This is a genomic window from Mogibacterium diversum, from assembly GCF_002998925.1.
GTDB classification, from domain to species: Bacteria; Bacillota; Clostridia; order Peptostreptococcales; family Anaerovoracaceae; genus Mogibacterium; species Mogibacterium diversum.
This window is the reverse complement of record NZ_CP027228.1, coordinates 534289-547851: the sequence shown is the minus strand read 5'-3', so window position 1 is coordinate 547851 and position 13563 is coordinate 534289. Positions and strand designations below refer to the sequence as shown.

At 37.9% G+C, this 13563-nt stretch carries 12 protein-coding genes; all 12 read right to left on the bottom strand.

Annotated features, from left to right (window positions below):
- Window positions 1-124: 124 nt before the first annotated feature.
- The gene (locus C5Q96_RS02545) at window positions 125-970 is read right to left on the bottom strand and encodes a PQQ-binding-like beta-propeller repeat protein (protein WP_106056873.1); all 846 of its coding nucleotides are present in this window, start codon (window positions 968-970) and stop codon (window positions 125-127) included.
- Complete coding sequence (locus tag C5Q96_RS02540; RefSeq protein WP_205764001.1) at window positions 967-1164, bottom strand: hypothetical protein; 198 nt, start codon at window positions 1162-1164, stop codon at window positions 967-969. Before C5Q96_RS02540 ends, C5Q96_RS02545 begins: the two co-directional genes overlap by 4 nt.
- A gap of 35 nt (window positions 1165-1199) precedes the next feature.
- Entirely contained in the window at window positions 1200-2387 is a 1188-nt protein-coding gene (locus C5Q96_RS02535; protein WP_106056872.1) for a phosphoribosylaminoimidazolecarboxamide formyltransferase, read from the bottom strand.
- Window positions 2388-2507: 120 nt separating this feature from the next.
- Window positions 2508-3944, bottom strand: coding sequence for an adenylosuccinate lyase (gene purB / locus C5Q96_RS02530; protein ID WP_106056871.1), 1437 nt, complete (start codon window positions 3942-3944; stop codon window positions 2508-2510).
- Window positions 3944-4654 carry an IMP cyclohydrolase gene (locus tag C5Q96_RS02525; RefSeq protein ID WP_106056870.1) on the bottom strand — a complete coding sequence of 237 codons (711 nt, stop codon included), beginning with the start codon at window positions 4652-4654 and terminating at the stop codon, window positions 3944-3946. The genes purB and C5Q96_RS02525 overlap by 1 nt, the downstream gene beginning before the upstream one ends.
- Window positions 4647-5081 (bottom strand): Holliday junction resolvase RuvX, encoded by a 435-nt coding sequence (gene ruvX / locus C5Q96_RS02520; RefSeq protein WP_106056869.1) that lies wholly within the window; start codon window positions 5079-5081, stop codon window positions 4647-4649. Before ruvX ends, C5Q96_RS02525 begins: the two co-directional genes overlap by 8 nt.
- A 12-nt stretch (window positions 5082-5093) precedes the next feature.
- Window positions 5094-5345, bottom strand: coding sequence for an IreB family regulatory phosphoprotein (locus tag C5Q96_RS02515; RefSeq protein WP_094234230.1), 252 nt, complete (start codon window positions 5343-5345; stop codon window positions 5094-5096).
- 88 nt (window positions 5346-5433) lie between these two features.
- Complete coding sequence (gene alaS, locus C5Q96_RS02510; protein ID WP_106056868.1) at window positions 5434-8034, bottom strand: alanine--tRNA ligase; 2601 nt, start codon at window positions 8032-8034, stop codon at window positions 5434-5436.
- A gap of 88 nt (window positions 8035-8122) precedes the next feature.
- Window positions 8123-8290 carry a DUF896 domain-containing protein gene (locus C5Q96_RS02505; protein ID WP_106056867.1) on the bottom strand — a complete coding sequence of 56 codons (168 nt, stop codon included), beginning with the start codon at window positions 8288-8290 and terminating at the stop codon, window positions 8123-8125.
- 94 nt (window positions 8291-8384) lie between these two features.
- The gene (gene nifJ / locus C5Q96_RS02500) at window positions 8385-11921 is read right to left on the bottom strand and encodes a pyruvate:ferredoxin (flavodoxin) oxidoreductase (RefSeq protein WP_245905587.1); all 3537 of its coding nucleotides are present in this window, start codon (window positions 11919-11921) and stop codon (window positions 8385-8387) included.
- Between the two features lie 117 nt (window positions 11922-12038).
- Window positions 12039-12650, bottom strand: coding sequence for a sporulation initiation factor Spo0A C-terminal domain-containing protein (locus C5Q96_RS02495; RefSeq protein ID WP_158696663.1), 612 nt, complete (start codon window positions 12648-12650; stop codon window positions 12039-12041).
- A 46-nt stretch (window positions 12651-12696) separates the two neighbouring features.
- A complete protein-coding gene (locus tag C5Q96_RS02490) occupies window positions 12697-13329 on the bottom strand; it encodes a helix-hairpin-helix domain-containing protein (RefSeq protein ID WP_106056865.1) in 633 nt (210 codons plus the stop codon).
- Between the last annotated feature and the right edge of the window lie 234 nt (window positions 13330-13563).

Genomic DNA, 13563 nt, shown 5'->3' with positions numbered 1-13563 from the left:
CGCCGCTATCCGATTTACCCATATATAATCAAAGCCACCAGCTCTATGTGAAGTATAACTGCTATGAATAGGAATTTTGATGTCTTCATACTTTTTTTATATAAAATATAAATTTCAATACTTACTATAGATCCGTGCACACAGCATAGGCTGTGTTTCCCTTTGCCGCAATAGCATAAAGCTTATCATTATCTATTATCATTTGCTGATATACTGTTATTTCGAATTTATCAAATTCGAGTTTCTTATATAGGGTACCGTCATTTCTATTTATCAAAACAGGTTTGTTTTTCTCATTCGACAGAAGTACATAATCTTTGTAATAGAGAAAATTAGATGTTCCCCTGGTGTTATAGCTATACTTTATACTTCCATCAGACAAGTTAACAGCAAAGAACTTTCCGCCCATTCCATCCGTTCCGAAATACAATATACCCTCTTTCTCATCAACATCTGTATAAAGATACGCGCCCAGTTTAGTCTTCCAAATAACTTTGCCTGAATCAGCCTCCCGACATGCCATTATAAAGGATGAATGCATATAAACCTCTATGTTTCCGAAGCGATATACTTTGCCGTCACTATAGGTATTATCTAAAGGAGCAGGCGCATCCCCTATCACTTTTAGTTCTTCATCAGTGACTTCTATCAACTTTTCTAAAGACTTGCGATATCCCTTATATTTCTTTGTATTAATTATGAATCTCCCATCTTTCTCGTTAAGCTCACAATCGAGAGCCGATATATCGTCTAGATCCATAAGACGAATCTGTCCATGATTCATAAAATCAGTAGAAAAATTTGTAAGTATAAATCCCTGCATATAGTCTTTTGAATCATCTATATGAGCAGTATAAGATACACAGCTAAGTACTGCGATTTTATTCTTTATCTTATATATTCCAACAGTATTATTTGCTCTTAGTTCAATATCATCCCAAGTCAAAGGATATGCTATCAAATGAATCATATTTCTTCCTCGTTAAGTTCTCTAAAGCTATCTATATGATATCCAAAATAGCTTTTTCCAGACCTTCCGATAAATATTCCATGCTCCGGCATATTAGAGATTTCACCTAAGAAGATCATGGGTAAATCATCTGAAAACGGATATTCTACCTCTATATCATTCTTTAGCGTAACAAGTGCTTTTTCTTTAATCATCCAAATCACCAAATTAATATTAAAAACGATGAAACTTAGTGATGGAACAGTCTGAATCCTGTAAACGCCATAGCTATTCCATACTTGTTACAAGAATCAATAACTAGATCATCGCGGGTCGAGCCTCCAGGCTGGGCAATATACGAAACACCACTTTCATGAGCCCTGTCGATATTATCGCTAAATGGAAAGAATGCATCTGATGCTACTGATACGCCTGTACTCTCATCAAGAATCTGTCTTTTTTCTTCAACTGTAAAGACCTCAGGCTTCTCCGAGAATAATTCCTTCCAGTCAAAATCCCCTCTAGCTTCAGGCGTATCCTCCATTGCTATATATCTATCTATAAAGTTATCCTTGTTGGGTCTCTTTATACCTTCCTTAAAAGGTAGATCGAGTACCTTTTCAGACTGTCTGAGATGCCAATTATCAGCCTTTGAACCAGCAAGACGAGTGCAGTGAACTCTTGACTGCTGACCAGCTCCTACTCCAATTGTCTGACCATCTGCTGCATATGCAACAGAGTTTGACTGTGTATACTTAAGTGTTATTAGGGCAATTACCAAATCATCCTTAGCATCCTCTGGAATATCCTTTATTTCAGTCACTACATCATTAAGGCAAGACTTGTCTATTTTTATATCATTATGCTTCTGTTCAAAAGTAACGCCAAATACCTGCTTTGTCTCAACTTCAGGTGCTCTGAACTTTTCATTCACTTTGAGAATCAGATAATTTCCATTTTTCTTCTGTTTCAATACCTCTAGTGCTGCGTCAGTAAAATCTGGAGCAATTACACCATCAGAAACTTCTCTCTTAATTAGATTCGCACATGTTTCGTCACAAGTATCACTCAAAGAAATGAAATCACCAAATGATGACATACGGTCAGTCCCACGAGCCCTCGCATATGCTGTTGCAATCGGAGATTCATCTAGACCAGCAATATCATCTACAAAGCAAGCTTTTTTAAGCTTATCGCTCATAACTCTCCCAACAGCAGCAGACGAAGGACTTACATGCTTAAAAGAAGCAGCTGTAGCTTTACCAGTCGCCTCCTTTATCTCACTTACCAGCTGCCATCCATTTAAAGCATCTAGAAGGTTAATATATCCAGGTTTGCCATTTAAAACCTCAAAAGGCAATTCTGAACCATCTTCCATATATACAGAAGCTGGCTTTTGATTTGGGTTACATCCGTATTTTAATTCGATTTTTTTCATTTCATTCACCACTCGTAACTACGCGACAATTCTTACTCTTATAATCGAGATAAGAGGCTATTAAAACAGCCTCTCATCTTATATATTGCATTAATTAAATAAATTTGAAATTAATAACCTCTATAGGTTAATCTCAGTTTCGATGTTTTTCTGAGGATGACGTTCGATAATTGGATCAATAACCTCAGTAATCAATTCTTCAACCTGAGATGGACTTCTTCCTACATATAGAATTGGATCCATAGCTGATAGAATCTCTTCTTTAGAAAGTCCAAATGTCTTATCGGCAGCAATTCTATCTACAAGATCATTATTAAGTCCATCTCTCTTAACTCTTAAAGTTGCCTCATGAGAATGAACTCTTATCTGTTCATGTAAATCCTGTCTATTTCCACCCTTCTTAACTGCTTCCATCATTATATTCTCAGTTGCGATGAACGGGAGCTTCTCCATAGTACGGGCATTTATAACCTTAGGATACACCACCATATCACTTGTTATATTGATATACAGATTAAGAATACCATCTAGTGCTAAAAAAGCTTCAGGAACGGAAATTCTCTTATTTGCAGAGTCATCCAGTGTTCTCTCGAACCACTGCGTTGCAGCCGTAATCGCTGGGTTAAGTGAGTCAACGATTACATATCTAGCAAGAGATGTAATTCGCTCGGATCTCATTGGATTTCTTTTGTATGGCATAGCAGAAGAACCAATTTGATTCTTTTCAAAAGGCTCTTCCATCTCTCCAAATGACTGAAGGATTCTAAGGTCGTTTGAGAACTTAGAGGCACTCTGTGCAACTCCTGAAAGCGACGATAATATATTAGCGTCCACTTTACGAGAATAGGTCTGTCCAGATACCGGAACACAACCAGATACTCCGAATTCTTTTGCAATAATCTCATCAAGCCTCTTGACCTTAGACTCATCGTTGTTGAAGAGGTCCATAAAGCTTGCCTGAGTACCTGTTGTGCCCTTTGAACCAAGCATTTTGAGATCTTCGAGCCTTCTTTCAAGTTCGATTACATCGAGCGCTAGTTCATACATCCACAGCGATGCTCTCTTACCTACAGTAGTTAGCTGTGCTGGCTGCAAATGTGTGTATCCAAGGCAAGGCATAGCCTTATATTCTCTTGAAAACTTCTTTAGATTTACAAGGACCTGAACTGTCTTCTCGATGATAAGTTCAAGAGCTTCCTTCATCAAAATAACATCTGTATTGTCACCAACATAGCACGACGTAGCTCCGAGGTGAATTATCGCCTCTGCTTTAGGGCAACGCTTTCCATATGCATAGACATGGCTCATTACGTCGTGACGTACTTCTTTTTCCCTAGCTTCTGCTACTTCAAAATCAACGATGTCCTTGTTATCAATCATTTCCTGGATCTGTTCATCAGTGATATCAAGACCAAGTTCTTTTTCAGCCTTTGCTAGAGCTATCCATAGCTCATGCCATGTTGTAAATTTCTTCTTTTCGGAGAATATATACTTCATCTCCTTGCTCGCATATCTAGAAGATAGTGGCGACATATACTGCAATCTATTGGTTTCCATTAATCCCCCATTCTCTTGTTATAAATATTAACTTCTCTTTCTAGAGTCTCCGGATTGATCATCATAGTGCACAGAGAAATTTTATTATCATCATTAAGGCTATTCCATATAGTATCAGTAAACTCTTCTATAGTATCTGGAATTTTAAATAGCTTAGGCTCACCTTCAAATGTTGGAAGAGGTGTATCGTTACCCTCATATGTGTGTATAAAATGTGCGTAGTTTGGACGCGAAGGGTATTCGTAGAAATATCTATGACAATCTGTCCCTTGTCCATCAGAATCCTTGAGAATACTCAGTGTATACGAACCATCTACAAGGCTTAGAATACCACTAATTCTCGGTGTAAAATGAGGCGCATCAGGTTCGAAACATCTAGTTCTCAAAGCATCCTCAAATGTAAGGCCTTTGTTAAGGAACTCCTCGACTGTATCCGTCTGATCTCCATTCGTTACAATTAAATTCTTGCCATTTGTCTTAATTGGATAATAGATGATGAGAGTTGGGTCAATATCTGCCTCTTTATCGTATGGTGCAATTGCTACTCGATCATCTTCCTTATAAAAAATTCTATTTCGACTATTTTCACTTCTTCCCATTATAAAATAGGCAACGGCAATCTTATTTGATGTTCTTCCAATAAGGATGCCCCTGCCCCAATAGTCATTAGAAGCGAGAAAACTAAGTTCATTAATTTGTGTCTTATTCATTGCTCACCCTGTCTAAATAACTTTGTAATATTAAAATTGCTGCCTGCTTGTCAATAACCTTCTTGCGATCACTTCTTTTTACATCACCTGCAATAAGGATATTTTCTGCTAACTTCGTCGTAAATCTCTCATCCTGCCACTCGATATTTACATGAGCAAGACCGGAGCTTCTTAATTTATTTTCAAGCATAGTACGGAAATCACGTACCTTTTGAGTCTGTACGCTATCGGTTCCATCAAGGCTTAGAGGAAGCCCGACTACAACTGTATCACACTCATATTCACGCACTAAATCAAGCACCTTGGTAGTATCCTTTCTAATACCAACACGCTCAATTGTAGTGACTCCCTGTGCTGTAATATCTAGTAAATCGCTTACCGCAACACCTATAGTTTTTTCACCGACATCAAGTCCTATTTTTCTCATCTAATATAAAACCTACTTATCAAGCTCTAGATAAGACTTTAAAATCTCCTCGAGTAGCTCATCTCTATCAATCTTAAGAATGAGGTTTCTCGCATCATTATGGCTTGTTATATAAGATGGGTCTCCAGATGTTAAGTATCCAACCATCTGATCGATAGCATTGTATCCCCTCTCCTGAAGAGATGAATAAATCTGATGCATCGCTTCTTTGTTGGAAATCTGTTTGATCTTTGCACTTTCGAACAAAATTGTATCCTTGCTCATATCTTCCTCCTATTTTTTATAGAATGTAGCGAGATATATTTAGTTATAATAGGTGAATTATAAGCCACTCACCTATTATCTACCTAACTTATTTATTTGCAACTAGAGTCTTTGCTAATTCGAATGCTTCTTCTAACTTGCTTTCATCCTTTGCTCCAGCCTGCGCCATTCCAGCCTTTCCGCCTCCATTACCGCCGGCAACCTGCGCGATTTCCTTAACTAGCTTTCCAGCATGGAAGCCTTCGCTAACAAGCTCATCGCTTACAGAAACAAGAATTGCAATCTTACCATCATTTACAGATGCAGCAACGAAAATAGACTTAGTCTCGCTGGACTTTATAGCATCTGCCATCTCTCTAAGTTGAGCAACATCTGTATTGTCGAACCTCTTCGTTATTAGCTTGATACCATTTATATCAGAACCAGATGCGATGATTTCATCAAGTGAACCTGCGATTTCATCTGCCTTCAAAGATTTAATTGTCTTCTCAAGTTCCTTATTGTCGGAAACGAGCTGAGCTGCTTTCTTTTCAATATCACTAGCATTAGACTTAAGTGTTGCACATACATTTGAAATTACTGACTCTTTGTCTTCAGTATAACCGATAACCTGAGTTCCAGTAATTGCTTCAATTCTTCTGATGCCAGATGCAATACCAGCTTCAGAAATAATCTTGAATGCACCGATTTTACCAGTATTGTCGATATGAGTACCACCACAGAATTCTACACTATAATCACCCATGCTTACAACGCGGACGATATCCCCATACTTTTCACCAAATATGGCAGTAGCGCCCATCTTCTGAGCTTCCGCGATTGGCATTTCCTGCATAAGAATCGGAAGAAATGCGTCAATCTTATCGTTAACGATATCTTCTACCTCTTTAATCTGATCATGAGTCATAGCCTCGAAGTGATTAAAATCAAATCTAAGATAGTGATTATCAACATAAGAACCGGCCTGTGATACGTGTTCTCCAAGTACATCCTTTAGGGCTTGCTGAAGAATATGTGTTGCACTGTGCCCTCTAGCTGTTCTATTTCTATTTGCTACATCAACCTTTAACTCTGCAGTATCTCCGACATTTACATTATCAACTGATTCATCAACAAAGTGTAAAAAGATATCATTTTCTTTAGTTACATCATTTACATGATATTCCTTATCAGCTATGATAATCACTCCTATATCATGAAGCTGGCCACCGCTTGTAGCGTAGAAGGGAGTCTTATCGAAAATAAGCAGATTCTTGCCCTTACTACTGTTAACGTATAAAACTTCAGCGTCGGCATTAAATTCCATATAGCCGAGGAATTTACTCTTTGGCAATTTATCGTAATCAGCTGCATCTTTCCATGCTACATCTTCTGTGGATTTCTGACCCTGACGCGCGAGTTCCTTTTGGCGGTCCATGTTTTCCTTGAAACCATCCATATCAACGGTAATCCCTCTCTCAGCCAGAATTTCTTCAGTCATCTCTACAGGGAATCCGTAGGTATCATAAAGTTTGAATGCATCTACACCATCTAATACCATCTTATCGTTTTTATCCAGCTTTGCAATGTACTCTTCAAGAATTCCCATGCCATTATCCATGGTCTTTGCAAATTGCTCTTCCTCGATAGCTATTAGCTTCTTAATATAGTCATGCTTTTCGACTAGCTCAGGATATGCTCCGCCAGAAACTTCTACTACAGAATCCATAAGCTTAGCTAGAAAATTATTCTCTTCAATTCCTAAGAGTCTTCCATGTCTAGCCGCCCTTCTGATAAGACGCCTTAAAACGTATCCTCTTCCTTCATTACTTGGCATAATTCCATCTGCGATCATAAATACCATAGATCGCAAATGATCAGTAATTATTCTCAAACTTACATCATTCTGTTCATTTCCAGCTTGATAGTCAACTCCTGCCATTTGTGCAACTGAGTCAAGTATCTTTCTAATAGTATCTATATCAAATATGGAATCTACATCTTGCATAATGCAGGCAAGTCTTTCAAGTCCCATTCCAGTATCAATATTAGGATGCGCTAAATTTGAATATGATCCGTCGTCTTCCTTCGAAAACTGTGAAAATACATGATTCCAGAATTCTATATACCTGTCGCACTCACATCCTGGTTTACAGTCAGGTGCACCACATCCATAAGCTTCACCTCTATCATAGTATATCTCGGAACAAGGTCCACATGGACCAAGACCTATTTCCCAGAAGTTATCTTCTTTTCCGAGCCTTACTATCCTTTCAGCAGGCATACCTAGTTTTATCCATATATCGTATGCTTCATCGTCATCCTGATATATAGTAGCCCAAAGTTTATCCTTAGGCATATTCAGATGTTCGGTAATAAATTCCCAGCCCCATGTCAATGACTCTTCTTTAAAATAATCTCCAAAGCTGAAGTTTCCTAGCATCTCAAAGAATGTACCATGACGTGCAGTCTTTCCAACATTATCGATATCTCCAGTTCTTATACATTTCTGGCAAGTCGTCATCCGTTTAGATGGTGGTGTCTCCACTCCTGCAAAATATGCCTTTAATGGTGCCATGCCAGAATTAATAATAAGCAAACTTTTATCATTTTTGGGAATCAAAGATGCACTTCCCGCTGCATAGTGACCCTTACTAACAAAGAAATCACGGAATAAATCTCTTATTTCATTAAGACCAAGTTTTTCCATTTAAAAAAAATCTCCCTTTATATACAATGCTTATATTTTATACTGAAATATCGATATTCACAAGTAATTAGAGCATTAAGAATTATAATTAATCGACAATTTCTATGCATTCAAGTTGACTTTTTACATCTTTTTTAATATCAGCCAGAAATTCCTTGCGGAGTTCTGCTTGTTCCAACGTCTCCTCAACTGTTAAACCTTCGCTCTTGCTTTTTTTTGCGAGCTCATTAATTCTATCGATTTTTTCTTTTTTCATCTTGCACCTTTTCTTTTTTTCTAATTAGATAAACATGCCATACCCGCATAGCGAGTATGACATGCAATTTATTTAAACTATTTATTTAAACTATTTATTTAAATCCCTTGCTTCTTTTCACAAGATCTTCGTATCTCGCTTCAGCTTGTTTAGCTGCCTCGTCAAATAGCTTCTTTGCTCTTTCTGGATTCGATTGCTCTAATGCCCTGTATCGAACTTCTCCATCTAAAAACTCTTTATACTCAAGAGTTGGTTTTTTACTATCAAGAGTGAACGGATTACCATCACCCTCAATAGCTTTTCTTGGATCAAATCTGAAGAGGTTCCAATAACCAGACTGAACCGCTTTCTTCATCTCGTTCATAGAGCAGTTCATTCCGGCTCTAATTCCGTGATTTATACAAGGCGAATAAGCAATGACAATGGAAGGCCCATCGTATGCTTCTGCTTCTTTTAGAGCCGTCAAAGTCTGTGTAGGGTTAGCACCCATTGCAACTTGTGCCACATACACATAACCATAAGCCATTGCAATTTCCGCAAGGTTCTTTTTGCCTACAGCCTTACCAGCTGCAGCAAACTGTGCTATAGCACCAGCCGGAGTAGACTTAGAAGCTTGTCCTCCAGTATTCGAGTATACTTCAGTGTCAAATACCAGAATATTTACATTTTCACCGGAAGCGATTACATGGTCGAGACCACCGTATCCGATATCATAAGCCCATCCGTCACCACCGAATATCCATATAGAAGGTTTTGGAAGTAGATCAGCATTTTTTGCAACAAATTTAGCATCAGCATCATCACTATCCTTGCAAACTTCTATTAGCTTTCTAGCAGCGCTTTCAGCCTTACGGCTATCTTCCATTCCATCAAGCCATTCCGTTGCGACATCACAGAATTCACTCTTTTCTGCAAGTCTCTTAACTGCCGACTTCATTTCTTTACGGCGAGTATTCATCGAAACAGCCATTCCAAGTCCAAACTCAGCATTGTCTTCGAATAATGAATTGGACCATGCTGGCCCTCTTCCTTCACGGTTTATAGTGTAAGGGGTACTTGGTGCACTACCACCCCAAATTGAAGAACATCCCGTCGCATTTGCGATAAACATTCTATCACCGAATAGCTGTGTTACAAGTCTAGCATAAGGCGTCTCACCACAGCCTGGACAAGCACCTGAGAATTCAAGCAGTGGCTTAATAAAGCTTACGTTACGAGGAGTATCTACATTGCCATCTAATACATTCTCATCTGTATGGTCATTAGCATAATCAAACACCCTCTGCTGTTCCGCTGACCTCTCATCTTCATAAGGTATCATCTTAAGAGCTTTTTCCTTAGCAGGGCACACCTGAACACATGAGCCACAACCCGTACAGTTCACTGTAGATATGGAAATCATAAATTTATGATCTGGATTGGCTTTTGATTTTAAAGTTGTTGCCTGCGCTGCTTCTGCGTCGGCTTCGCTTAAAGCAAATGCTCTAATAACCCCATGCGGGCAAGAGTATGCGCACAAGTTACACTGAATACAGTTTTCAGAAATCCATAGAGGAACATCTATGGCAATCCCACGCTTTTCGTATGCTGCGGTTCCTGCTGGAATCATTCCATCTGCAACATCTAAAAATTTGGATGTAGGAATCTCATCACCCTTCATCGCAGCATCAGTTGTTAAAATATCATTGAGATACTTCTTAAGGTCTGGTCTATCTGACTGAAGCTGTTCTTTATTTGTTGAAACTGTAATAGTCTTCCATCTCTCTGGTGCTTTAACTTTATGAACATGAGTAACCCCAGCATCTACAGCGTTACAGTTCATATTAACAATATCCTCACCTTTATTCATGTAGCTCTTCTTGATAGCAGACTTCATGTACTCTATAGCTTCATCAATAGGCATTATATTAGAAATCTTAAAGAAAGCGGCCTGCAGTACAGTGTTAGTTCTTCTTGAGCCGAGCCCAACCTGATTAGCAAGTTTAACTGCATCACAAGTGTAGAATTCTATATTATTGTCAGCAATATATTTCTTTGCTGCATCAGGAAGATGTGTTTCTAACTCTTCATCTGTCCAACTGCAATTCAGAAGGAATTTACCACCTGGATTAACGTCTTGAACGATATCATACTTATGCATGTACGCTGCACTGTGGCAGGCTATGAAATCTGCAGAATTCACATAGTAAGTTGATCTAATAGGTTCATCTCCAAATCTTAGATGAGATATGGTTACACCACCAGATTTTTTAGAATCATACTGGAAATATGCTTGAACATACTTATCGGTATGATCTCCAATAATTTTGACGCTATTCTTATTAGCGCCAACCGTTCCATCAGCACCGAGTCCCCAGAATTTACATGCAACTGTTCCTTTTGCAGAAACAATCGGATTTGAAGTTCTCTCTAGAGAAAGATTGGTAACGTCGTCGTTGATAGAAATAGTGAATTCTTTCTTTGGATTATCAGCAGCCATGTTGTCATAAACAGCGATAATGTCACCCGGCTGAGTATCTTTAGATCCAAGTCCATAGCGACCTCTTGTTAATCTAGGATTTAAATCATCCGAATCTGCTAGTGCAGACACAACATCGAGGTAAAGTGGTTCTCCATTTGAACCAGGCTCCTTAGTCCTATCAAGAACTGCGATATTTTTTACGGTTCTAGGAATCTCCTGCAGTAAATACTTGCTAGAGAATGGTCTAAAGAGCCTAACCTTTATTAGTCCAACTTTTCTACCATTTTCATTTAGATAGTCAACCACTTCAGCAGCAGTTTCACATACAGAGCCCATGGCAATGATTACATCGGTTGCATCTTTTGCACCATAATAGTTAAATGGCTTGTAATCAGTGCCAATACTCTCATTAACCTGATCCATTACGCCTTTAATTATATCTACAGATTCATCATAAAATACATTTCTAGCTTCATTATGCTGGAAAAATGTCTCTGGCTGTTCAGCAGAACCCATCAGATGTGGATGACATGGGTTATTAGCATGCTGCTTGAATCTATCTACAGCATCATGATCAAGCATCGAATCAAGTGTTTCATAATCCCATACTTCAATCTTCTGCTGTTCATGACTTGTCCTAAACCCATCAAAGAAATGTACAATTGGTAGGCTCGCTTTAATAGAAGCTAGGTGCGATACAGCAGCTAAATCCATAACCTCCTGTGGGCTATTTGCAGCAATCATACCTACACCAGTTGCCCTTGCAGCCATAACATCAGAATGATCACCAAAAATAGAAAGTGCATGCGTCGAAACAGCTCTAGCAGCAACGTGGAAAACGCCTGGTAATCGTTCTCCAGCAATCTTATACATATTAGGAATCATCAGAAGAAGACCCTGAGATGCTGTATAGGTGCTGGTCAAAGCGCCCGCATTAAGTGAACCATGAACTGCTCCAGCAGCTCCACCCTCAGATTGCATCTCTACAACGCGTACCTTCTCTCCAAATAAGTTTTTTCTTCCTTCAGAAGCCCATTTATCAATTACCTCAGCCATAACAGAAGATGGTGTTATTGGGTAAATCGCTGAAACTTCAGAGAAAGCATAAGCAACATGGGCCGCAGCCGTGTTGCCATCCATAGTCTTTTTAACCCTTTTTACTCTACTCATACTTACATACCTTTACTTTCATGTACTAATAGCAAGTTGAACAATTAATATAATATTTACAGTTTATCACGATTCAATAGTGCATTCAACGAAATTAAAGGTTCTAAAGATTGTACTTTATATAGCTAAAGCCTCTAATAGTTTCTGTATTTCTAGCATTTTAATAGCCATGAAAACGATGGTATCTTTATTTGTAGGTGGCGAATTTAAACTAGGAAACACAAAATTATAAATAGCAAGACATTTAGTTTTATCTTTACAAACCATCCATAATTCTTTTGTAAAGTATCGAATAGCCTTTTCCACAGCCTCAGGAGATACATGAAATCGCTCTGCAACTTGTCGATATATCTCTCCAGCAATAATAACGTTTTGACGTGCTAGCAGTTGCTTACATACTATGACTGCTTCTACTAAATAACTTGCCCCCATTCCATCTTTCATAAAAACAGAACCAGCAAATGCACTTCTCAAAATGTGATCATCTACTAACTGACTTAGATCATAATCGCCTTCATCCATGCAATTAATTATCTTTTTAATTTCAGCATACAAAATTCTTAGTTTCAAATCTCTGAAATAGTTGAACGATGTACACTTACTAACTTTACAATCATGATTTAAACAAGAAGCAAACACTAACGATAACGCATCTTCTGCGTCAAATGATATAGATTCATTATTTTTAATAGAGTAAAAATTTTTCATCGGATTATGCTTGTTATTCATAATAATAATTCCCTCTTTCATTAATATTAATGCCCACACTTAAACATTAAACAGTAATCATATTTTTTAACTTCTCAAATGTAGCGTCTCCAATACCTTTAACTTGCTTCAAATCTTCAACTTTTGAAAACCTATGGTCCTTTCGATAATCAATAATCCTCTGTGCAATCGCATCCCCAACGCCAGGGAGGCTCATGAGTTTAGACTTGTCTGCCAAATTAATATTAATTATCCCACCATCATTGTTCGATTTATCCTCATTTTCTCTAGTTATATCCCCACCTCCATTGCTCGGTATAACGATTTTCTGACCATCTTGAACAAACTCTGCTTGATTTAATGCGTCCAGATTAGCATCTGATTTTAGACCACCTGCTTTTTCAATAAGTTCAAAAACTCTAGTTTTTTTCTTGACCTTATATACTCCAGGTGAATTAACGGCGCCACTTATATCTATGTAAAATTCATCTACTGCTTGAGGGCGTTCCTTTTCCTTGACTTTTTCTGTCTTATCAAGCTTGATAGTATCAGCATTACTAGATTTCATATGTATTCCTGTAGCTCCAATGAAGATAACAACAACAAGTGCAACCTTGTATTTAAGCTTTCTATCCTTCGCAAATTGGAATCTAATACAATCAATTAAGTGATTTATCAGGTCATTATTTGTTTTTTTCATATATTACCCCTTCCGGGGGTAGATTCAACTACATAGATAATACAATTTAGAAAATTATTTTGCAACAGTCTATCAGAAAGTCAGGAACATGTAAATATATATTATTTATAATTATTTTACAACATAAAACCCCATATAAATCAATGCACTCTAGATTGGCAATACAGTATTAAATATTTTTTATATAGGTTTTTAATGTAAAATAGGTGAATACATACTGCAAATAATGCAATT